Genomic DNA, 21,146 nt, shown 5'->3' with positions numbered 1-21,146 from the left:
CGGGGCGCTTTTTAGGGTTCCCTTTGAGGAACGGTGCTCAGCCACATGAAAAAAGGAGAAAAAATTATGGAAAAAATACGTTTGATGGCGCATCTCGTCGCGGGATTTCCCACTGACGAGCTTTGCATGCAGGCGGCACGCGCGCTTGTCGCAGGCGGCGCGGACATTCTCGAGGTTCAGCTTCCGTTCAGCGATCCGAGCGCGGACGGCCCGGCAATCCAGGGCGCCTGCACGGAAGTCCTGTCGCGCGGTTACCGGACGGCAGACGGGCTTGCGCTCATATCGCGCATCCACGGGGAATTCCCCGGGATTCCGATTTACATAATGAGCTACGGCTCGCTCGTCTACACGCCGGGAGTGGAGGAGTTCTGCAGGAAGGCGGCTCTTTCGGGCGTCACCGGCATGATAATACCCGACCTCCCGTTCGATTTTGACGAGGGGCTGACCGAGGCGTGCCGGAAGAACGGCATGGTGAACATTCCCGTCGCGGCACCGAGCATGAGCGCCGCGCGCCTGTCGAAGATGGCGGGGGCGGGGTTCCCGTTCATCTACGCCGCGCTCAGGACGGGAATAACGGGAACCGACACGAAAGTGGACGAGGGGACGCTCGATTTCATACGGAAAGTCGGCGCTGGCGGGAGCCGCATATACGGCGGTTTCGGCATATCGAACGGAACCCAGTCGCAGGCGTTGTCCGGCCATGTCGATGCGGTCGTCGCAGGAAGCGTGTTCGTCCGCATAATCGGCGCCAACAGGAACGACGGAGGCGCCCTTTTCGCCGCAGTCAGGGAAAAGGCAGCCGAAATCACGCATCTTCCGTGATTCCGTGAGGATTTTCGTTCGGGGCTTTCCTGAGGGAGGGCCCCGTTTTTTTGGGGGATGATGGCTTTCAGAGCGTGTCGACGGACCACGAGCGCGCGGAAAGCGTCTCCGCGATTTTCGGCATCGCCGCGGATATTTTCTCGTCAATCGTGTACGGGAAATTCACGATGAACATACCGCTTCCGTAAAGGGAGGCAAGCCCGGTCATCTCGGCGGGGCTTCTCATCTCGAGCTGCACGTCGAGGATGTCCGGCTCTCCCTTCTGCGAGGCGGCGCGGATGCGCTCCTTCATCATCGATATTTCCATAATCCTGTGCGCGACGAGCGGATACCACAGCGCGATTATTCCGGCGGGCCATCTTTTCCTGATTTTCACAATTGTCTCGGCGCATTTCTCGAAGTCGCCCGCGTCCTCGTAGCTCGGGTCGATGACGCAGATTCCGCGCTTCGTCTTCGGCGGCGTGAGCGCTATTGCCGTCTCGTAGCCGTCGCGGAAATGGATTCTCGGCTTGTGCGGGAACCGTTCCGCCGCCGCACGGAGCTCCTCAATCGCGCGCGGGTGGAGCTCGGAGAGAATCAGCTCGTCGCAGTCCCTCATCAGCTCGCTTTCGAGCGCGGGCGAGCCGGGATACTCTCCGCTTTCCGCGTATTTCCGTGCCGTGTCGGCGTAGCTTTTTATCTCGGGAATTCCTGCGTCCGCGATTGCTCCCGCGACGAATTCGTTCGTTTTCCGGAGCCGCTCGTCGTCAATCCGGTAGATTCCGCTTCCAGCGTGCGTGTCGATTATCGTGAACGGCTTGTCCTTCTTCTTGAGCGCCTCAATCACGAGCGAGAGCGCCGCGTGCTTTATGATGTCCGCGTGGTTTCCTGCGTGGTATGCGTGGATGTAGCTCAGCATTCTATTCCCTCGGCTTCCTTTATCCATACTGCGCCCGACGCGTCGCTCGGCATCCTCCAGTCGCCCCTTGGCGAGAGATTCACAGAGCCGACCTTCGCACCGTCCGGCATGCAGCTCCGCTTGAACTGCTGGGCGAAAAACCGCCTGTAGAACGAGACGAGCCACTTCTTTATCTCTTTCCCGTCCCTGTCGCTGAATGCGGCTCTCGCGAGGAAGAATATCTTCCGGGGGCTGAACCCGAAGCGGAGGACGTTGTAGAGGAAGAAGTCGTGAAGCTCGTAAGGACCAACGACCTCCTCCGTCTTCTGCGCGATTTCCGTCCCGTTCGGGGGAAGAAGCTCGGGCGAGACGGGCGTGTCGAGTATGTCGAGGAGAATCTCGGCCGTGTCCGTGTCCCCGCGCGCTTTCGCGTCGTCGGCGAACCATCCGACAAGGTAGCGCACGAGCGTTTTGGGAATCGAGCCGTTCACGCCGTACATCGACATGTGGTCGCCGTTGTACGTCGCCCAGCCGAGCGCCTGCTCGGAAAGGTCGCCCGTTCCGATGACAAGACCGCCGGTCTCGTTCGCGATGTCCATCAGGACCTGCGTCCGCTCTCGCGCCTGGCAGTTCTCGTAAGTCACGTCGTGCACGTTTATGTCGTGCCCTATGTCCTTGAAGTGCTGCGTCACGGAATCGGCGATGCGGACTTCCCGCAGTTCCGTCCCCGTTTTCGACGCGAGCGCGCACGCGTTTTTGTACGTCCTGTTCGTCGTGCCGAAGCAAGGCATCGTGACGGAAATTATCCGCCTGCGCTCCGCCCCGCACAAATCGAACGCGCGCGCCGTCACGAGAAGCGCGAGCGTCGAGTCGAGGCCGCCTGAAAGCCCGATGACGGCTGTCTTCGCGTTCGTGTGCCTGAGCCGTTTCGCGAGACCCTGCGCCTGAAGCTCGATGACCGCCCGGCATCGTTCCGCGCGCTCCTTTTCGCCCGACGGGACGAACGGCGTCCGCTCGATTTTTCTTTGCAGGATGAGACTGGCTGAATCATACCCGCCGTTCGTGAAGTCGGCAGGTATCTCGCGGAAAATTTCCGAATGGTCGGCGCAGTCGGAGAACGTCGTCGTTCGCGTCCGCTCGTGGACAATCCGCTCGATGTCCGTGTCCGCGAAAATCGTCTTGCCCGAGAACAGCTCGCTTTCGGCAAGGAGCGTCCCGTTCTCCGCGATGAGCGAATGCCCGCTGAAAACGACGTCCGTCGTGCTTTCCCCGTTCCCCGCGTTCGCGTAGAGGTACGCCGTCACCGTCTTCGCGCTTTGAGCCGAGACGAGCGTGCGCCGGTACGATGCTTTTCCGATTATTTCGTTCGACGCGCTGAGGTTCACGATGACGGTCGCGCCGGAAAGGGCCGCTTTCGTGGAGGGGGAGAGCGGAACCCACAGGTCCTCGCACAGCTCGATGGCGACTTTCACGTTCCTGTCGCGCGTGCTTGTTATGAGAATGTCCGTCCCGAACGGGACTTCGGGGTTTTTCTCCGAGAGGTAGAGCGTCCGCGCCGGATTTTTGCCCGCGTCGAACGGCTTGAAATGCCTCCGCTCGTAGAATTCGGCGTAGTTCGGCATGAACGATTTCGGCACGATTGCGAGGATTCTCCCTTTGTGGAGCGCCGCCGCCGCATTGTAGAGCGCGCGCCCGTCCGAGACCGGAAGCCCCACGATGATAAGCGAGCCTGTTTCCGCGGTGCGCTCGGCGATTTCCTCAAGCGCGCGCGCCGCCGCCGCCTGGAGCGGCTGCTGCAGGAAAAGGTCTGAGCAGGTGTATCCCGTTATGCACAGTTCCGGGAACGCGATTACCTCCGCGCCTTCCGCCGCCGCTTCCTTTGCGTTCTGTATTATCGATTCAGCGTTGGCGCTGCAATCCGCTACCGTGACGTGCGGTGTCGCGCACGCCGTCCGTAAAAATCCGTGTACCATGATGCGATTATAGCCGCGGAAAATGATATTTTCAACATGATAATATCTGTCCCGCGATTTTTTTGGTGCGGATTGTCCCGCGTTTGTGCGGTATAATCAAATCCTGTTTTCAAGGAGGATAAGATGAAGAGAATTTTCGCGGCTTTTTCCGTGGCGGTGTCGCTCGCGCTTTTTTCGTGCGGGACGACGCGGAATATCGAATCTCCCGCCGCCACCGATGGGGGAAAGACGCTTTTTGAGGGGAGGAAGAAGGCGCTCGGTGACTGGCACCTCGTCAGCATGAGCGCGGGCGGCGTTCCCGTGGCTGTCCTTCCCGTGTCGATGTCCGTTTTTGGGGACGGGGACGCGCTGAAACTTTCCGGAAGCACCGGCGCGAACACGTTTGACGGGCGTCTCCGCCTAAACTCGCGCGGCGAGGTGTGCGAGAATCCGTCTTTCGAGGCTACGCAGAAGGAAACGTCGGCGGAGATAGAGGCATTCGAGGATGAATTTTTGAGGATAATATCTTTTGCGACGCGCGTTGAGACGGGCGACTCCTTCGTGATAGTCGACCAGCAGAGCGAGTCACGGCTTGTTTTCCGCCGCGGCTCACGGTAGGGTATACAAAGAAGCGTTCTGTCTGGAAAAGCGTTTGGTTTGGATATTGTCATGATGGACGAGATTTCGCGGAAACTGGATTGGTATGTAGGTTCCGAATCAAGTCCGTGATGACGCTGGAAATCAGGACAGGACAAAAAAACGGCGGCTTTATGCCGCCGTTTCCCTTTTGCGGGTTTGTGGCTTCCGCCGCGCGCCCGCTTGCCATTACAGGGATTTAGAACTGGTACTTCGCGCTCAGCTGGACGAACGCCTTCCTGTGGTGCTTGGTGTTCTCTGCCGTGAAGTTGTAGAACTGTCCGTTCGCGTTGTCTGCGTAGATGTACGCGCCGCGCGCCGTGAACGTGAGCCCGTCGACGACGTTGTACGAGACTTTCGGCTGCACACACCATTCCTTGCACTCGATTCCGTAGATTGTGGTGCATTCGGTGGTGAGCTTCTCGTTGAGCCACTTGTCGCTGATGTTGATGACGAGCTGGTTGTTCGTGTACTTTCCGTCGCTGTTGTAGTCCGTGTCGCCGATTGCGCCGAGCTTGTCAACCTCGTCGTTCTTGAGGATGAGCTTTCCCGTCTCCTGGATGTTGATGTTCACGTTGTGGATGGGGAGGTCCATGTCGAATCCGCCGACCCACGCGATCGAGTTGTTCTTGATGTACGGGTTCGTTCCGTCGAAGTCGCGGGTGAGGTTGTATGCGAATTCCCATCTCGTGTTGAACTTCCAGACGAGGAACGCCGCCTCAAGACCGAACACCTGAAGCTCGTCGTAGTCGATGAATTTGTCGTCGTCAGAAACGCCTGTTCCGTTTATGACATTCTCGATATAAGAATCCACTTTTCCGTAATCCACCGTCGGCTGCTTGTAGTGGCCGTAGTAGTAGCTCGCGCCCAAGTCGAACGAGCCGACCGTTCCCGTGACGCGGAGACCAGCCTGGCCGTAGCGGATGTTGTGCGTGTCCGCATAGAGTGCTGTCGGGTCAGACGAGATGCCTGATGCGTTCATGAGGGCTTTTGTCTGTGCTGTAATAGAGTCTGATTTCGTTTTTGCGACGTAATTATGTATTGCACTCTCAAGTGTCTCCGTTGGATTTAGCGTATCAAGCCCATACGGAACAAGTGTTGTCTTATACTTGCTAAAAAAAGCGCCTGCTTTTGTTGAATCTGTGAAATCAGTGGCTTTTGCCTCTGCCATAACAGACTGTGCATGCAATTCTGCTGTAACGAATGGGGTTAGGTAGTTGCTCATTGCCGTTTCTACCTTTTTCGTTACGGAACCCGTCAGCGCGGTCTGCGTGTACGGGACGAGCTGCCCGCTTGTGGCGAAGCGGTCTGCCGTCATCATCGGGGTGTAGACGCCCTCGACCTTGATGTTCGACACGAGGTCGCCGGCGTATGAGGGAACCCACGCGATTTTCACCATCGGCTCGGCGATGCGCCTGTCGATGTATTCGGGGAAGATGAAGTCCGTGTAGTCGTTCGCGTTGAAGTTGTCGAGAACGTGGAGCTTGTCGCCCTTTCCCCAGACGGTCTTCATCTTGCCCGCCTCAATCTGCCAGTTGCCGAAGTAGCCGCGCGCCGTGAATTCGTCGATGACGTCCTCGGGGTTGTCCTTTATCGAAGCCGAGTCGAGCTTGATTTTCCCGTTGAGGTCGGTGTTCTCGCCCGAGTAGTTCATCTCGAGCTTGAGGTATGCGTCCGCCTCGGTCGCGGAATTCGCGACGTCGTTCGCTTTGTCGTAGCCGTTCTCCGTGTCGAGCCACATGCGCCCGTCAACGCCGGCTTCTCCGTTCCACGTGAGGGTGGGGGTCGAGGATTCCTCCTCGAACGTTCCGAAATCTCCGCCCTCGAATCCGCCGAAGTCTTCCTGAGCGAAAGCCGCTCCCGCGAGCATCGCGGTGATGCAGGCAGTGCCCGCAACTTTCTTAGAAATTTTCATTTGAATCTCCTTTTCCTTATGTGTTTTTGCCTGTTCTGTTTATTTCGCTTTTCCTGTCGTGAGCCACTGCTGCGTGAAGTATGACGGCGGAATCTTCTCGTCGAATTTGTAGTCCTTCACGACAAGATGCGTCTTGCGCCCTGTCTGCTCGTTGACGACGTTCACGGATTTCCTGAGCCAGTAGATGCCCTTGACTCCGTTCGTCTTCTCGATTTTCTCGATGACCGTCGTCTTGAGGAGCTTTCCTGTCTTGTCGAACGTCTGGATTTTGACGGGGAGGTACGTCGCCTTGTCAATCCAGAGGTGCCTGTGGTGGTACTCTACGGTGCGCGACTTAGCCTTTACGGGCGTCTCCTCGATTTTCCATGTCGAGTACGTGACGGTGCCGAAGCCGCTGCTCGTTACCGTGACCGACTCGTCCTCGGCGAGCATCTTGTGCGTGTCGTCGTCGATTTTGCGCTGTCCCATGTCGTTGTACGTCAGCTCCGAGCCGACGAACGATTTTGAGCGGTCGCCCGCGCCGAGGCGCCTGACGGTCCTGAGCGACGGAAGGTAGACCCATTTGTCGTCCTCCTTGTTCGTCTTCTCCGCCTGAAGGATTCTCGTGTCCTTCACCGATGCGGGCGAGAGGAACACGAAAACCGCGTTCTTCAGGCCGTTGTCGCCGCCGCCGTACTCCTTGAGCTCGCGGTGCTCCACCTTTCCGTCCGCCTCGATTACGTCCATCAGGAGCGTCGCGTAGCTGTATTCCGGGACGTTCAAGTCGAGCATCTTGCGTGCGATTTCATGCGCGTCCTCCGCGAATGAAAATGCCGCCAACGATGCGAATGCTGCAATGCCTGCGATTGTTCTTGAGATTTTTTTCATCTTTGCATCTCCTCTTTTTTCATGGGGAATGGCACCTTCCGTTTTTTCCGGGAGCTGCCCCTTCGTGACACTTCGTTTTGGGTGGAAGAAAAAAAGGATGCTCCTTTTCCGCTTCCGCTTTCAGATAATAGCCGAAACGAACCTTTTTGGGTAATCCCTTATTTCGCCTTTCCCGTCATGAGCCAGTTCTGCGTGAAGTATCCGTCGGAAAGCGGCTTGTCCCATGTGAAATCGCCGACGTATACGCGCGCCGAGCGTCCGGTAAGCTCGTTAATCATTATCGCGGAGCGGCGGAGCGGGTACTCGATTCCCGTTACGCCCTTTACGATTTCGATTTTTTCTATGAGCTGCGTCTTTATGAGCTTTGTCTTGTCCTTTTTGTCGTAGAATTCCGTGCGGACGGGAAGGTACGTGTTTTTGTCGATGTAGGAAATTCTGTGCGAGTACTCGACTGTCTTCTTTGCCTGCGGCGTTGCCGGGGTGGAGTCGATTTTCCAGCAGCTGTACGTCGTTTTTCCCCACTTTCCGCCGAACTGGTTCCCGTCGATTGTTACGCTTTCGTTCTCGCTGAGGAGCACGTGCGTGTCGAGGTCGACGTTCCTTATCGACATGTCGTTGTACGTGAACTCGCAGCCGACGAACGACTTGTAGCGGTCTGACGTCGGGATGCGCCTCGTCGTCTTGAGGGAGGGAAGGTAAATCCACCTGTCGTCGTCCTTGTTCGTTTTCTCCATCTGGAGGACGCGCGTTCCCTTGTTCGTCGAGGATACCTTGAAGTCGAACACCGTGTTTATAAGCCCGTTCGTGCGGTTCCCGTACTGCTGCATAATCTGGTGGTCGACAGAGCCATTTTTTTCGATGGAGTCGAGGTGCATTTCCGATATCGTGAAGTCCGGCGCCTTGAGTGTCGTTGATTTTTTCATGATGTCGTACGCTTCGTCCGCGAATAATGGCATTCCGAGTGCGAGAGCGGCCGCCGCCGCCATGATTTTCGTGATTTTCATTGAAATCTCCTTGTTTTTCGTTAAGTTGTGCTGAAAATATGAATTCGCATATTATTTTAACAAAAAGAATGCTTTTTTCCAATATTTAAGCCTGTTTGAATGGGACTTAAAAATTGATTTAATAAATGACTATAATTGAATGTTATGTTAATATATTTTTCGAATAAAATCGCACATCAGGCAAAAATAAGGGGAGTAACAGTGAAAAATAGTAGACTTGCGAAGAAAAGAGACGCGTCTTCGGAAGGAAGGGCGGGCTGGCGTTATTCGATAGCGACACGAGTTATCGTCGAAATCACGCTGATGACCAGCATCATGCTTGTCCTTCTTGGTGTTTCCATATATAAGCGCGTCAAAAAAGTAAATGAGGTGCAGTTTACCGAGCGCCTTTCGAGCACGATGCACCTTATGGACCAGACGGTGTTCGCCTATCTCGACGGCCTTTCGAAGACGGTCAACCTTCTGGCGAACGCGGGCAGCGAGTCTGCCGATTCCGTGTACGAGCTTGCTGAGAAAGTTATCGCGAGCAACGAAAACCTTGTTTCCGCGGGCGTTGTCTACGACGACGGCGAGATTGTGTCGTATCCGGAAGGAATGATTACGGAGGAGGATGCGAGCAACTGGTTCGACACGGGGCTTGACAGCGAGGGCATCTCGTACTTCTCTCCGCTCTACCAGAAGGAGGACGGGGGCGTCGTCATCGGCGGCGCGCAGGCGGTGTTCGACGAGGAGGGGAACACGCTCGGCGTCGCAATCGTCGAGATTTCCGCGGATTCGTTCATCTCCCTGTTCGGCGACCAGACGACGATGGGCAACATCTCGTTCATCATGATTGACTCGAACAGCAATATCGTCCTCAACCCGTTCGAGACGGAGCTTTCGTTCAAGAACGTCAACGACCTCGGCATAAAGACGCTTCAGGGGTATCTGCAGGGCGGATATGGAATATTCCGCGAGCGCATAACAATCGGTACGAAAGTCGGCGAGGATTCCGAGATTAGGATTCTTCCGTCGGAGAACGATATGTACGGGCTCGATTACGCGATAATCATACCGATTTCGATGATAGAGGCGTCCACGAACGAGGTGGAGAAGGTCGTCGCGATTGTCGTCATCCTCGGAATCGTTCTTTCCATAATCATGGCGTTCGTCATCGCGCACAGCATCACGCGCACGCTCGTCAGGGTCACCGGAATCCTCAAGAACATATCGCAGGGCGACGGCGACCTCACCGTGGAGATTCCCGTCTCGTCGAAGGACGAGCTGGGCCTGCTTTCCGGATACTTCAACCTCACTATCGGGAAGATAGCGAAGGCTATGACGACGATAATCGGGCAGACGAAGAACATGATAAGCCAGTCCGAGCAGCTTTCCGAGCGCATGGGGTCGAGCGCGACGGCAATCGAGCAGATAAACGCGAGCATCAACTCCATAACGACGCAGGTCGAGACGCAGAGCCGCGGCGTCGAGCATACGAGCCAAACCGTCGAGGATATCGTTAGCAACATCGAGAAGCTCAACGAGAACATCCAGATTCAGTCGGAGAGCGTCTCCCAGTCTTCTTCTTCCGTCCAGCAGATGGTCGAGAACATAAATTCCGTCACGCGGATTCTCGAGAACAACGCTGGCAACGTCATAAAGCTTTCCGAGTCCGCGGAGAACGGACGCGCCGTTGTCATGCGCGCCGTCGAGATGACGAACAAGATAGCCGAGGATTCCGCCGCCCTCATAGAGACGAGCTCCATAATCAGGAACATCGCTGGGCAGACGAACATGCTCGCGATGAACGCGGCAATCGAGGCCGCCCATGCGGGAAGCGCGGGAAGCGGTTTCGCGGTCGTCGCCGACGAAATAAGGAAGCTTGCTGAGGACTCGAACCTGCAGGGAAAGAAGATAAACGATGTCATGAAGCACCTGCGCGAGATGATTGTCGTGATGAGCGACGGCGCGCTTGAGACGCAGAAGCAGTTCGACATAATCTTCGAGAACACGCAGACGGTCGCCCGCCAGGAGAGCATCATCAAGAGCGCGATGGACGAGCAGAGCGCGGGAAGCAAGCAGGTAATCGAGGCAATGAACCAGATTAACGCGGTCACGGGCGATGTCCGGGAAAGCGCGTCGGTGATGGAGGCGGGGAGCAACAAGATTCTCGACGAGATGGGCAAGCTTTCCGAGGTTACCGGGCAGATAAACACGGCGATGAGCGAGATTTCGAACGGAATCGGAAACCTCAACGCGAACATGCAGCAGGTCAACGGCCTGACGCAGAATACAAGCGACAGCATCCACTACGTTGTCGGCGAGCTTGGCAAATTCAAGGTCTGATTTATTCGTAAGTCCATGCGGTGCGTTTCCATTCCGGGCGCGCCGCTTTTTTTTTGCGCTGCCCCATCACTTTCATTGATAACGGACACTTATCAACGCTAATAACGGTGTCCTATCAACATTAGTGACAGAGTCATTCCACATTCCACATTCCACATTCCACATTCCACATTCCACTTTCCACTTTCCACATTCCACATTCCACATTCCACTTTCCACTTTCCACTTTCCACTTCCCACTTCCCACTTTCCACTTTCCACTTTCCACTTTCCTCTTTCCACTTTCCTCTTTCCTCTTTCCTCTTTCCTCTTTCCTCTTTCCTCGCTGGGACAAAAAAAGGGAGCGCGTCCCTTCGTGAGGTTCGCGCTCCCCCGCACCGTTTTCGGCGGCTTATTTTCCTGTAGAGAGGAAGTTCTGCGTGAAGTAGTGGTCATCGAGCGGCTGGTCGACGACTATGTTGACCATTTTCATCGACGTCGCGTGTCCCGTCTGGACGTTCGTCATAACGTTCTCCATAGGGACGTTGTAGACGCGTCCGTTGGTTCCGGGCATCTTGTTGATTGCCTTGATTTCGTTGACCTTGAGGAGCTTTCCCTTGTTGTCGTACATCTCGATGTAGGTCGGGATGTAGGCATCCTTTGTGACGTAGGAAATCCTGTATGAGTACTGGCTTGACTTCGGGTCTTTCGGCGTCGACTTGACGACGTAGAGGTCCTTGAAGTTGCCCTTGTCGGCGCTTTCCTTGAGAAGCTCGTGCGTGTCGTCGGCGACTTCGCGCGTGCTCATGTCGTCGTAGGTGAAGTCCGTTCCGACGAACGGTTTCGAGCCGTCGGACGAGCCGACCCTGCGGACGTTCTTGAGCGACGGGAGATAAATCCATTTGTCGTCGTCCTTGCCGTTGTTCTCCTTCTGGAGAAAGCGCGTGTTTTTAACGGAAGCGGGCGAGAGGAATATCATAACGACGTCGGAAAGGCCGTCCTTGCACCTTCCGTACTCGCCGACGTTGCGGATTTCCTCCGTCTTGCCGTTCTTCGAGAGAGTGAGCTGTACTGCCGCCTTCGAGAAATCTGGCTTCTGCCTGTCGTAGGCGCGCGTCATGACTTCCGTACCGTCGATTGCGAACGCGCCGGCTCCGAGCGTGAGAGAGAGGAGCGCCGCCGTGAGAGTTTTGATTGATTTCTTCATAATTTTGCCTCCAAAATTGATTTTCAGGTGTATGGAATCCCCGTTTTTCCGGGGACTCCGTTTTTGGGAATGCGGGGAATGTTCCCGCGCGCCCTTATTTTTCTTCTTTCTCGCCCTCCGCGAGTTTCTTCGCGTAGGCTTCCTTCTGCTCGCGGCTCCACATGAATTTGGGGTCGAAAGCGTTGAGGCAGCCCGGTATGACCGTCATCGAGAGCGCCGAGCTGGTGAACATGACGACCGCGACGAGCGCGCCGATATAGCGCAGGATGATGAAGCGCGAGAAGAGCAGGACGCAGAACCCGAGCCCGACGGCAATCGCGTTCGTGAGGATTCCGCGGCCGCTCGTCTTGAACGTGCGCTTCGTGACCTCCTCAAGGTCGTCAGTGAGCGCGCGCTGCGTGCGGTACGTCTCCATGAAGTGGATGGTGTAGTCGATTCCGACGCCGATTGCGACCGACGCGATGATGCTCGTGCACAGGTCGAGCGCGATTCCCGAATATCCCATGACCATGAAGTTCAGGAGGATTGTCATTCCGAGCGGAATCGCTCCGATAAGCCCCGCCCATCCCGATTTGAACGAGAGGGAGATTATTATGAACACCATGATGAGCGAGAGCGCGATGCTGACAGTCTGGCTGTCGACGACCATCTCCGTCATCATAAGCTCCATCTCTCCGTTTCCTGTCGCCTCAAGCTTGTATCCGGCGGGGAAGTGCTTCTCCGCGTACGCCATCGCGTCGTCGATGATTTTCTTCGTGTCGTCCGTCGAGTGCGTTCTGAGCTGCACCTGCGTTCTTATCGAAGTCGGCATCGTCATGTTGTTTGCGAAGCGCTGAATCTGCTCGCTCGAAAGAAGGTACAGGTACTGCGTGACGAGGTTCCCGAGCTCGCTCCTCGTCGCGACGGGGTACTTCGCCACGTCGTACGGAATCTCGTAGTAGTCGATTCCGTTGAAGTTGAGCTGCTTCTCAAGCTCGCCGACAATCTGCTCCACGCTCGCCTTCGAGCCGCCCGCCGCCGAGTATGCCTTGTGAAGCATCTCGAGCCCCTGCTGGACGGTTACCGTCGAGGAGAGCGCCTCCGCGTACTGGTCGTTTCCGTCGAGCATCGGGACGTGCATGACCTGGTTGAGCCTCTTGATGAACGTCGTGAACGAGACCATCTTTCCGATTCCGTCGTGGCGCGCGAGGAGATACTCCTGCATGCCGTCGACCGCTTTCAGAATTTCCGGGTCGGTGAGCATGTGGTACTGCTTCTGCTCCCCGCCCTCGCTTTCCGTGTCTGCGTCGGGGCCGAACCCGAAGTCGTCCGTTCCCGTGCTGTCAGCACCTGAGAAGTCGAAGTCGGATGACGCGTCGGCGCCCGCAGTGTCAGCTCCTGAGAAATCGAAGTCGGAAGACGCGTCAGCGCCGGAGAAGTCGAAATCGGAAGATGTGTCGTCTGCCTGCTCTGCGACTGCCTTTGCCGCCGCGATTTCGTCCTCGGTCATCTCGTTTCCGCTGACGATAAGGTAGAGCGTGTTTGAGCCGGCGAGGTTATTGTCGACGTACGAGATGTCCTGCCTGAATTTGCTGTCCGGCGGGAAGTAGTTGACGAGCGCCGTGTCCACGACGAGCATCCTGAATCCGATCGCCGCCGCGACGAGAATGAGCGAGGTCGATACGATAAGGCGCGGCTTCGTTCCGGAGAAGAAGTGGTAAATCGAATAGAGCGTCGATGATGTCGCCTCCTCCGATGTCTTTCCGCCCTGCCTCTTGAGCTGCTTCTCGAGGCGCATCTTGATTTTCGTCGAGAGCCTGTTCTTGTTCTTCCAGTTCTTGCCGACGACCTTGACGGGCGTGACGTAGAGAAGGCTCGGGATGAGCGTGACCGAAAGAAGGAGCGAGAAGACGACGCCCGCCGCCGCGAAGACGGAGAACGATTTGAGCGGCATAATCGGGCTCGTGACGTTCGAGATGAATCCTGCGACGGTCGTTATTCCGGCGAGCAGGACCGCGACCCAGACGTCCTTGAGGCCGTATTCGATTGCCTCGGCGTGCTTCTCCTTCGTCATCTCGCCCTCGATTCTGTCAAGGCCGATGTAGTAGTGCGTGAGGACGTGGATTCCGTATGCGGAGCCGCATGCCACGAGACAGACCGGGATTACGCTTCCGATAATCGTGAACGTGATTCCGAGCATGCACATGATTCCGACGGACCAGACCGTGCTCATGAGAACCGTTATGAGCGGGAGTATTGTTCCGCTCCACGTGTGGAACGAGAAGTAGAGCGAGAGGAGCACGATGAGCGCAACGAACGGTATGAGGACGAAAAGGTCGGAAATCATGAAGTTGTATCCGTCGTCGCTCAGGACGGGGTCGCCGAAATAGCGCACCTCGAGGTCGGAGCCCTTGACGGCTTCCTCGCAGATTGCCTTTATGTCGTGGAGCGACTTCATCTGCCGCTTCGAGTTGAGCATGTTGCCGTTCTCGTCCTTCGGCTCGAGCGTTATCATGAGCTGCGTCGTCTTTCCGTCGTCGGTGATGATGACGCGGTTGTACATTTCCTGCCAGTCGATGAGCTTCTGCTTTATCGCCGCCATGTCGTCCGCGCTTCCGGCATAGTCCTCGCCGACAATCTTCTCTGCCTTGAGGCTTCCGTCCTCGCCGACGATGAAGTCCATGTTCGCTATCGAGTCGATGTTCTCGACGTAGGGGACGTCCTTGATTTGGTCCGTGATGTTCTGGACTATCTGAAGGTATTCGGGCGTTATGATTGAGTCTCCGCTCGTCTCAAGAGATATTCCGAGGACCATCATGCTTCCGAAGTCTTCCTCGGCTTTCAGCATGCGCTGGTATGATTCGGAACTCTGGGGCATGTACATACGCACGGTGTTCTCGATGCTTATCGTGCGGAGCTGCCACCCGAAAAATACTGTGATTGCGAGGCTCGCAATGATGATGAGCCATGAGCATTTCAGCATTTTCTTAATCATTTGCTTCTCCTTGTCTATGGAATGCGCCGGTATCCATTCGAACCTCTTGCAATTCGACCCCGAATTGTTTATATTTGGTTCAAATAATTAAACCGATGAACTGAATGTAGCAACAAAAAAATAAAGTGTCAATATTTTTTCGATTTTTTTAAGATTTCTGAAAAAGAAAAATTGTTCGCGGAAAATTCAGTTGCGAAAAAAGGATATATGTGAACGTTTATGGAGGAGTCAGTATGAGCAATAAGATAGACCCGGTAAAGCTTGAGCAGGCGCAGTACGAGTTCAAGGTGTGCGTGCCGATTTTTATCGCGCTGGGGGACACGACGCGGCAGAAGATATGCCTCGACCTTGCCGCGGCGGGAACGGAGGGGATAAACGTCGCCGACCTTTCCGGGAAGACGATTCTCTCGCGCCCCGCGATTTCCCATCATCTGAAAGTGCTGAAGGATTGCGGCATAGTCGAGCCGATAAAGAAAGGCACGCAGATTTTCTACAGGCTCCGCCTGAAGGATTCTCTTGTCCCGATGAAGAAGCTCATCGATACGGTCGAGGAGATTCTCTCGGAGGAGAATTCCGCGGAGGAGCCGTGACGGCATCGCGCGTGGCTATGCCTTCTTCCAGGCGGCGACTGCCTCGCCCATGAAAATCTTGACGGAGCCTTCCTCGACGACGCGCGCGAGCTTGAATTCGATTATCGCCCGCGACATTCCGGGGATGACCTTCGCGTCGATTTTCGTCGCGCGCTCGCCCTTTATCGAAAACAGCGCGAATTTGTCGGCGTCGGGTGAGGATACGCTTCCCGCCTGTGCGATGAGCGGGTCGTCCTCGTCTTTTGGGACGCAGACGGCGAATTCCTTCGTGCGCAGGACGTTCGCCGCGGCCTGGTGCGACGGGTCGGAGACGAAAAGCATTTTCGAGACGGGCTCGTAGTCGTATGTCGTGAACCAGCCGTACGGCGTCACGTTGTACTGCCCGTCCTTCGCGCCCTTCGTGCAGACCATTATTGTCTTCGCGCCGGAAAGGAGCTCGTATGCCTTTTCAAGCGCCACTTCCGTGAAATTTTCAGTAAAAGCCATTTTCAAAAACCTCCATATTTTTTCCCGATTCTACCATAAAATGCGCCTTCCGTGCCGTGTTCAGAAAAACACGGCTCTGTGCTATCATTTCCCCATGCTGAGGAAAATCTTTTTTTTGTGCGCCACGACGCTCGCGTTGTCTTCGGCGTACTGTGATGCCGGCGACAGGAAATACGTCTCCGTTCCCGGCGTGTCGATGCGCGCCTCCCGCTCGAATCTCTCCGGGAAAATCGCGCCGCTCTCGTATGGGGAGCAGGTCACCGTCGTGCGCGAGGAGCGGAAATGGACGTTCGTGTCGTCCGGCGGCGGGAAGTCGGGCTGGGTTCCCTCGTCCGTGCTGTCGAAGAAGAAAATCGTCTCCGGCGTTTTCGTCGATGTGGACGCGAAGGAGCTTGCGCTTGCCGGAAAGGGGTTCAGCGGCAGCGACGAGGGTGAATACAAGATGTCGGGGCGCGCGAACTACGATGCGGTCGACAATATGGAAAAAAATGTCGTGACGGATTCCGAGCTGAGGGAATTCCTTTCCGACGGGGGGCTGACAGTTGAGTAGTTTCGTTTCGGCATTCAGGCGCGCGCTCGCCGTGCTGCCCGCGCTTTTCGGCACGCTTGCCTTTCCTGCCGGCTGGTTCGACTCGTTCTCCTCCCGCGCGCAGGAATTCCGCTCTCTCGCCGAGTCGTACTCTTCCGGCGGGAATGCCGTCGGCGTCACGGTGGAGGAGGCGCGGGACTCCGTCGCGAAGGCGATGGACGAAATCAGCCCCGAGGAGGAGTATTACATCGGGCGCGCCTTCGCCGCAAAAATCCTCGTGATGTATCCCGTCTGCGACAACCCTGACGCGCAGAAGTACATGAACATGATTCTCCATTCGCTCGCGGTGTTCTCCGAGCGTCCCGTGCTGTTCAAGGATTACTCGATTGTGATACTCGATTCCGACGAGGTGAACGCGTTCGCGTCCTCGGGCGGGCATATCCTGGTGACGAAGGGGCTTGCCGCCTGTGCCCAGAGCGAGGACGCGCTCGCTGCCGTCATCGCCCACGAGGTCGCGCACATCCTCCTCAAGCACAGCGTCGGCGCGATAAAGTCGAGCAGGCTCGCGTCGTCCGCGATGAAGGCTGGCGCCGACGCGTACGTCGCTGCGGGCGGGGACGCCGGTGTCGCCGGCGATGTGTCCGGGCGCATAGACGAGGCTATCACGGAAATCATCAGGACGGGATATTCCCAGACGCAGGAGCTTTCCGCGGACGCGAAGGCGCTCGAGCTTCTGAACGATGCGGGATACGACCCCCATTCGATGGATTCTATGCTCCGCGCGCTCGAGTCGAGGTCGTCTCCGTCCGATTCCGCCGGCTTCGGGCGCACGCATCCGAGCCCGTCCGTGCGGCTGAAGAACGTGGGGCTCCGCTACCGCTTCTATCCGCCGTCCTCGTCGTTCAAGAAGAGCCCGTCGCGCGATGTGCGGTTCGCCGCGTTCAGGAAGTCGCTGTTCGGGGAGTAGGCGGGGCTGCCCGGGAACTGTTTCTGCATAAAGAAGCAACTTTTCGCGCTTGTCTATTGAGTCGTGATGTTTCTATTGATAGAATGATGCTCTCAAAATCAGGCGCCGTGCCCGCAGAATCCGGGGGCGGCCGGACAAAAAGTGAAAGCGAAATGAGAGATGAAATTCAGGAAAGCAGAAGCAATGGTGCTGTTCTCGGGCGTATACTCCGCTCTTTCGGCAGTTATTACGACGTGAGGACGGAAGGCGCTTTCCATCCGTTTGACGCCGAGGCGGAATTCCATTCTCATGACGAGCAGTTCGTTCTCGTGCGGTCGGCGCGCATCTCCGAGACGGAGTCGAACGAGTACGCGTTCTTCCGCTCCCTTCCGTCGCTCGACGAGCAGACGCTGAAATTCCTCTGCGAGAGCGCCTGGCGCGAGGGGCTTTCCCGCGTGCGCCCCCATTTTTCCCACAGAAATTCCGATGTCGCGCTCGTCGTCGTCGCCGACAAAGTTGAGGAGGGCGCGTTCGCGCTTGCAAGACGCATGAGCTTCTCAAAATCGTACTTTTTTCTTCTGAAAGGCTGGAGCGATTTCCGCCTTGCCGTAATAGAATCGTCGACCGGCCGCACATCGTCTAACAGGCGCGGGCGCGACCTTGCCGCGTCGATTTCAAAACAGTAAGCACGGGGACGCGGGCCGTTGAGCCGACTTCCCGCGCCCCCGCGAAATAAAAAGTTTCTCTATAAGGATAGGAGGAAAAAAAATGACAGCATTGTTGATAATCATTGCTGCTGTGGCTTTGCTGTTCTGCGGGTACGTCTTCTATGGCTCGTATCTCGCGAAGCAATGGGGTATCGACCCGTCAAAGAAGACGCCCGCCCATACAAGGACGGACGGCGTGGACTACGTTCCGGCGAAACCTGCGGTGCTTATGGGGCACCACTTTTCTTCAATCGCGGGCGCGGGACCTATAAACGGACCGATTCAGGCCGCCGTGTTCGGATGGGTTCCTGTCTTCCTGTGGTGCGTCATCGGAGGAATCTTCTTCGGTGGCCTCCAGGATTTCGGTTCGCTCTTCGCCTCGATTCGCAACGACGGAAAGAGCGTCGGCGAGATAATCAAGGACTCGATGGGAAAGACGTCGAAGCGCCTCTTCATCATTTTCGCGCTTCTCGTCCTGATTCTCGTCATCGCGTCTTTCGTCAACGTCGTCGCCGGAACATTCTTCACGGGCGATGCAGCGCGCGGTTTTGTCGGGAACCCGACGAACAACCAGACGACAGCCATGATTTCCTTCCTGTTCATTATCCTTGCCGTCGTCTACGGCTTCGTCACGAACCGCTGCGGTGTCAAGACTCTTCCCGCGACGATAGCCGGAATAATCGCGATTGTCGCGATTGTCGCGGTCGGGCTCAACTGCGGACTCGCGCTCAGCCGCAACACGTGGATTGTCCTTATCGGCGCATATATCGCGGTCGCATCGCTCATCCCCGTGTGGATAATGCTCCAGCCCCGCGATTACCTTTCGAGCTTCCTTCTCTATGCGATGATGCTCATCGCGCTCGTCGGAATCATCGTCTCGGCGTTTACCGGAAGCGCGGAATTCACGATTCCCGCCGTCAACTCATCAAAGCTCGGCTCGATGTTCCCGACGCTGTTCATCACCGTCGCGTGCGGCGCGTGCTCTGGCTTCCATTCGCTCATCGCGTCCGGAACCTCGTCAAAGCAGCTCGACAACGAGAAGAACGCGAAGGTCATCGGCTACGGCTCCATGCTCATCGAGAGCGCGCTCGGAATCATCTCGCTCATCGCGGTCGGCATGGTCTACGCGAAGTGGACAAGCGGAAAATTCGGCTCTCCTTCCGCCGCGTTCGGTGCGGGAATCGCCACGATGTTCGGCTCCGAGGGGACGCCCGTCTACAATACCGTCAGCGCGCTCCTCACGCTCGCCGTCTCTGTCTTCGCGCTCACGTCCCTTGACAGCGCGACGCGTTTGAGCCGCTTCATGTTCAGCGAGCTGTTCCTCCTCGAAGGCGAAGCGACATGGCGCGACGCCTCGTCCCCGCTGAGAAAATTCCTCGCGAACCCGTTCGTCGGCACGACGTTCATGGTCGTCGTCGGATGCATCCTCGGCGGTCTCAAGCTCGGCGCAATCTGGGCGCTTTTCGGCAGCGCGAACCAGCTTCTCGCGGGAATCGCGCTCCTCGCGGTCGCGGCGTGGCTCGGGAATGCCGGCAAGAACAACAAGATGTTCTTCATCCCGATGGCTTTCATGCTTGCCGCGACGCTCACGCAGCTCGTCGTCACCGTCATCAAGCAGGTCGGAATCATCGCCGCCGGCGAATTCAAGGCAGGAGACCCCGCCTGGGGACACTGGTTCCAGCTTCTCTTCGCCGCTGCGATGGCTATCCTTGCGGTGTTCCTCGTCATCGAGGGCGTGAAGACGTTCTCGAAGCAGTCGAAGAAATAGCATAATCCGCTGCCGACAGCAGCATTGTCTGAGGGAACCGTTTTTCGGTTCCCTTTTTTTTTGCGCTCGCGCTTGCAAGTCTTCGTGCGTTCTGAGCTCGCGCTTGCAAGTCTTTGTGCGTTCTAAGCTCGGCTTGGTTGTAGCAAGCGTGCTCGCTTGCTTGGGCGTTTTGTCGTTCCAAGTTCGGTCTGGTTGGAGTAAGCGTGCGCCGGTGCGCATTTGCGCACCTTCCGTGCCCGTGGGGCGGTTGCTTTCTGTTTCTCGTTCCAAGTTCGGTCTGGTTGGAGCAAGCGTGCTCGCTTGCTTGGGCGTTTTGTCGTTCCAAGTTCGGTCTGGTTGGAGCAAGCGTGCGCCGGTTCGCGGGGCGAACCTTCCGGGGTGGGGCGTTTTCGTGCGGGCGGGTTTGCGGTATGATTCTGGCATGGTCAAGGCTGTTATTTTCGATATGGACGGGGTTCTGCTGGATACGGAATCCGTCTGCAAGGTGTGCTGGAATCGTGCCGCGGAGGAATTCGGCATAGAGGGGATTGGGGAGGCGTATTCCGAGTGCGTTGGGCAGAACACTGCCGACACGCTCGTCGTCCTTGAGAAATACTGCGGGAACATTGTGTCGCCGAAGGTCTTCTACGACAGGACGGGCGAGCTTTTCCATGAAATCGAGCGGAGCGAGGGGCTTTCGCTGATGCCGCATGTCGTGGAGTGCCTGGGCGCGCTGTCGTCGAGGGGGATTCGGCTCGCGCTCGCTTCGTCGACGAGGAGGGAAAGCGTCGTGAGGCAGCTTGCTGCGGCGGGAATAATCGGGTATTTCGAGACGATAACGACGGGCGACACCGTGGCTCACTCGAAGCCCGCACCGGACATCTATCTTTCCTCGCTGTCATCCCTCTCCCTCGGCGCGGATGAGTGCATCGCGGTCGAGGACAGCCCGAACGGCGTGCGCTCCGCGACGGGTGCGGGCATCAGGTGCGTCATGGTTCCCGACCAGATTCAGCCGTCCGAGGAGATTTCGGCGCTCGCGTTTGCCGTCGTCACGTCTTTGAAGGAAGTCCCGAATCTGATAAAATGATGCGCGGAAAATCCGTTTCCATTCTGGAAAAAGGCAATTGAATTCCGCGAGGAGGATTCGTTATGAAGTCAGAAGTCAACGCATCGGTTGCGTGCATCGCGTTCAACGGAAAGAAAGTTCTGATAGCGCACAGAAACCCTACAGGTTGCATGGGAAACCGCTGGGAATTCCCCGGCGGAAAAGTTGAGGAGGGAGAGTCCGATGCCGATGCCGTTGTCCGCGAGTTCAGCGAGGAATTCGGCGAGACCGTTGCCGTCGGGCAGAAAATCGCCGAGACGACGTTCAAGCACAACGGAAAGGAGCGCGTCCTCAGGGCGTATGTCGTGACAGTTCCGCATGACGGCGTCGAGAAGAAATTCACGCTTTCTGAGCATACCGAATACCGGTGGGCGGAGGTTGCCGAGATTCCGACGCTCGATTTCGTCGATTCCGACCTGCTGATATATCCCCAGGTCGTGAAATTCCTTGCGGATTCGATTCCTGAATGACGGGGGCA

At 56.8% G+C, this 21,146-nt stretch carries 18 protein-coding genes; 10 read left to right on the top strand and 8 right to left on the bottom strand.

Annotation, left to right across the window (positions count from 1 at the left end; all coding sequences use genetic code 11):
* The first annotated feature begins 66 nt into the window (after nt 1–66).
* A complete protein-coding gene (trpA, locus tag TRESADRAFT_RS06040; protein WP_002703834.1) occupies nt 67–822 on the top strand; it encodes a tryptophan synthase subunit alpha in 756 nt (251 codons plus the stop codon).
* Between the two features lie 67 nt (nt 823–889).
* Here trpA and TRESADRAFT_RS06035 read toward each other — a convergent pair whose 3' ends face one another.
* Together TRESADRAFT_RS06035 and TRESADRAFT_RS06030 are read right to left on the bottom strand one after the other, a co-directional pair.
* Nucleotides 890–1,720 (bottom strand): 23S rRNA (adenine(2030)-N(6))-methyltransferase RlmJ, encoded by an 831-nt coding sequence (locus TRESADRAFT_RS06035; RefSeq protein ID WP_002703833.1) that lies wholly within the window; start codon nt 1,718–1,720, stop codon nt 890–892.
* Entirely contained in the window at nt 1,714–3,672 is a 1,959-nt protein-coding gene (locus tag TRESADRAFT_RS06030; protein ID WP_002703832.1) for an NAD(+) synthase, read from the bottom strand. The genes TRESADRAFT_RS06035 and TRESADRAFT_RS06030 overlap by 7 nt, the downstream gene beginning before the upstream one ends.
* A 123-nt stretch (nt 3,673–3,795) precedes the next feature.
* Here TRESADRAFT_RS06030 and TRESADRAFT_RS06025 point away from each other — a divergent pair, with 123 nt between their 5' ends.
* The gene (locus TRESADRAFT_RS06025; RefSeq protein ID WP_002703830.1) at nt 3,796–4,269 is read left to right on the top strand and encodes an META domain-containing protein; all 474 of its coding nucleotides are present in this window, start codon (nt 3,796–3,798) and stop codon (nt 4,267–4,269) included.
* Nucleotides 4,270–4,486: 217 nt separating this feature from the next.
* Here the strand turns inward: TRESADRAFT_RS06025 and TRESADRAFT_RS06020 are convergent, their stop codons facing one another.
* The 3 genes from TRESADRAFT_RS06020 to TRESADRAFT_RS06010 form a co-directional block, all read right to left on the bottom strand.
* Nucleotides 4,487–6,202, bottom strand: coding sequence for a hypothetical protein (locus tag TRESADRAFT_RS06020; RefSeq protein WP_002703828.1), 1,716 nt, complete (start codon nt 6,200–6,202; stop codon nt 4,487–4,489).
* 39 nt (nt 6,203–6,241) lie between these two features.
* On the bottom strand, nt 6,242–7,069 hold the full coding sequence (locus tag TRESADRAFT_RS06015; RefSeq protein WP_002703826.1) for an outer membrane lipoprotein-sorting protein: 828 nt from the start codon (nt 7,067–7,069) through the stop codon (nt 6,242–6,244).
* A gap of 158 nt (nt 7,070–7,227) precedes the next feature.
* Nucleotides 7,228–8,073 (bottom strand): outer membrane lipoprotein-sorting protein, encoded by an 846-nt coding sequence (locus TRESADRAFT_RS06010; protein ID WP_002703824.1) that lies wholly within the window; start codon nt 8,071–8,073, stop codon nt 7,228–7,230.
* 201 nt (nt 8,074–8,274) lie between these two features.
* On the opposite strand from TRESADRAFT_RS06010, the gene TRESADRAFT_RS15030 reads away from it, so the two are divergent.
* Nucleotides 8,275–10,398 carry a methyl-accepting chemotaxis protein gene (locus TRESADRAFT_RS15030; RefSeq protein WP_159100037.1) on the top strand — a complete coding sequence of 708 codons (2,124 nt, stop codon included), beginning with the start codon at nt 8,275–8,277 and terminating at the stop codon, nt 10,396–10,398.
* A 391-nt stretch (nt 10,399–10,789) separates the two neighbouring features.
* Here the strand turns inward: TRESADRAFT_RS15030 and TRESADRAFT_RS06000 are convergent, their stop codons facing one another.
* Nucleotides 10,790–11,584 (bottom strand): outer membrane lipoprotein-sorting protein, encoded by a 795-nt coding sequence (locus TRESADRAFT_RS06000; protein WP_002703815.1) that lies wholly within the window; start codon nt 11,582–11,584, stop codon nt 10,790–10,792.
* Nucleotides 11,585–11,678: 94 nt separating this feature from the next.
* Nucleotides 11,679–14,558 (bottom strand): efflux RND transporter permease subunit, encoded by a 2,880-nt coding sequence (locus TRESADRAFT_RS05995; protein WP_002703813.1) that lies wholly within the window; start codon nt 14,556–14,558, stop codon nt 11,679–11,681.
* A 233-nt stretch (nt 14,559–14,791) separates the two neighbouring features.
* On the opposite strand from TRESADRAFT_RS05995, the gene TRESADRAFT_RS05990 reads away from it, so the two are divergent.
* Entirely contained in the window at nt 14,792–15,148 is a 357-nt protein-coding gene (locus TRESADRAFT_RS05990; RefSeq protein WP_002703811.1) for an ArsR/SmtB family transcription factor, read from the top strand.
* Nucleotides 15,149–15,163: 15 nt separating this feature from the next.
* On the opposite strand, the gene TRESADRAFT_RS05985 is transcribed toward TRESADRAFT_RS05990, so the two are convergent.
* Nucleotides 15,164–15,634: a flavin reductase family protein gene (locus TRESADRAFT_RS05985; protein WP_002703809.1), complete on the bottom strand. Its 471-nt coding sequence runs from the start codon at nt 15,632–15,634 to the stop codon at nt 15,164–15,166.
* Between the two features lie 94 nt (nt 15,635–15,728).
* Between TRESADRAFT_RS05985 and TRESADRAFT_RS15025 the strand changes: the two genes are divergently transcribed.
* From TRESADRAFT_RS15025 to TRESADRAFT_RS05955, 6 genes are all read left to right on the top strand, one after another.
* Complete coding sequence (locus tag TRESADRAFT_RS15025) at nt 15,729–16,184, top strand: SH3 domain-containing protein (protein ID WP_050985043.1); 456 nt, start codon at nt 15,729–15,731, stop codon at nt 16,182–16,184.
* Nucleotides 16,177–17,130 carry a M48 family metallopeptidase gene (locus TRESADRAFT_RS05975; protein ID WP_002703805.1) on the top strand — a complete coding sequence of 318 codons (954 nt, stop codon included), beginning with the start codon at nt 16,177–16,179 and terminating at the stop codon, nt 17,128–17,130. The genes TRESADRAFT_RS15025 and TRESADRAFT_RS05975 overlap by 8 nt, the downstream gene beginning before the upstream one ends.
* Nucleotides 17,131–17,282: 152 nt before the next feature.
* Nucleotides 17,283–17,795, top strand: a complete 513-nt coding sequence (locus TRESADRAFT_RS05970; protein ID WP_141607200.1) for a DUF8052 family protein — start codon at nt 17,283–17,285, stop codon at nt 17,793–17,795.
* A gap of 82 nt (nt 17,796–17,877) precedes the next feature.
* Entirely contained in the window at nt 17,878–19,584 is a 1,707-nt protein-coding gene (locus TRESADRAFT_RS05965) for a carbon starvation CstA family protein (RefSeq protein WP_002703802.1), read from the top strand.
* A gap of 421 nt (nt 19,585–20,005) precedes the next feature.
* On the top strand, nt 20,006–20,650 hold the full coding sequence (locus tag TRESADRAFT_RS05960) for an HAD family hydrolase (protein WP_040842354.1): 645 nt from the start codon (nt 20,006–20,008) through the stop codon (nt 20,648–20,650).
* A 62-nt stretch (nt 20,651–20,712) separates the two neighbouring features.
* The gene (locus tag TRESADRAFT_RS05955) at nt 20,713–21,138 is read left to right on the top strand and encodes a (deoxy)nucleoside triphosphate pyrophosphohydrolase (protein WP_002703800.1); all 426 of its coding nucleotides are present in this window, start codon (nt 20,713–20,715) and stop codon (nt 21,136–21,138) included.
* The last annotated feature ends 8 nt before the right edge of the window (nt 21,139–21,146 follow it).

It is taken from the genome of Treponema saccharophilum DSM 2985 (assembly GCF_000255555.1).
Lineage (GTDB): Bacteria > Spirochaetota > Spirochaetia > Treponematales > Treponemataceae > Treponema_D > Treponema_D saccharophilum.
The sequence above is the reverse complement of the archived record's forward strand: the minus strand, read 5'-3'. Positions and strand labels throughout refer to the sequence as shown.

Coding starts and splice junctions, on each gene's coding strand:
- TRESADRAFT_RS05985 (WP_002703809.1), bottom strand. CDS start 15,634: ATGGCTTTTACTGAAAATTTCACGGAAGTGGCGCTTGAAAAGGCATAC.
- TRESADRAFT_RS05970 (WP_141607200.1), top strand. CDS start 17,283: ATGAGAGATGAAATTCAGGAAAGCAGAAGCAATGGTGCTGTTCTCGGG.
- TRESADRAFT_RS15025 (WP_050985043.1), top strand. CDS start 15,729: ATGCTGAGGAAAATCTTTTTTTTGTGCGCCACGACGCTCGCGTTGTCT.
- TRESADRAFT_RS05960 (WP_040842354.1), top strand. CDS start 20,006: ATGGTCAAGGCTGTTATTTTCGATATGGACGGGGTTCTGCTGGATACG.
- TRESADRAFT_RS06030 (WP_002703832.1), bottom strand. CDS start 3,672: ATGGTACACGGATTTTTACGGACGGCGTGCGCGACACCGCACGTCACG.
- TRESADRAFT_RS06025 (WP_002703830.1), top strand. CDS start 3,796: ATGAAGAGAATTTTCGCGGCTTTTTCCGTGGCGGTGTCGCTCGCGCTT.
- TRESADRAFT_RS06010 (WP_002703824.1), bottom strand. CDS start 8,073: ATGAAAATCACGAAAATCATGGCGGCGGCGGCCGCTCTCGCACTCGGA.
- TRESADRAFT_RS06020 (WP_002703828.1), bottom strand. CDS start 6,202: ATGAAAATTTCTAAGAAAGTTGCGGGCACTGCCTGCATCACCGCGATG.
- TRESADRAFT_RS05995 (WP_002703813.1), bottom strand. CDS start 14,558: ATGATTAAGAAAATGCTGAAATGCTCATGGCTCATCATCATTGCGAGC.
- TRESADRAFT_RS05990 (WP_002703811.1), top strand. CDS start 14,792: ATGAGCAATAAGATAGACCCGGTAAAGCTTGAGCAGGCGCAGTACGAG.
- TRESADRAFT_RS05965 (WP_002703802.1), top strand. CDS start 17,878: ATGACAGCATTGTTGATAATCATTGCTGCTGTGGCTTTGCTGTTCTGC.
- TRESADRAFT_RS05955 (WP_002703800.1), top strand. CDS start 20,713: ATGAAGTCAGAAGTCAACGCATCGGTTGCGTGCATCGCGTTCAACGGA.
- TRESADRAFT_RS06000 (WP_002703815.1), bottom strand. CDS start 11,584: ATGAAGAAATCAATCAAAACTCTCACGGCGGCGCTCCTCTCTCTCACG.
- trpA (WP_002703834.1), top strand. CDS start 67: ATGGAAAAAATACGTTTGATGGCGCATCTCGTCGCGGGATTTCCCACT.
- TRESADRAFT_RS06015 (WP_002703826.1), bottom strand. CDS start 7,069: ATGAAAAAAATCTCAAGAACAATCGCAGGCATTGCAGCATTCGCATCG.
- TRESADRAFT_RS06035 (WP_002703833.1), bottom strand. CDS start 1,720: ATGCTGAGCTACATCCACGCATACCACGCAGGAAACCACGCGGACATC.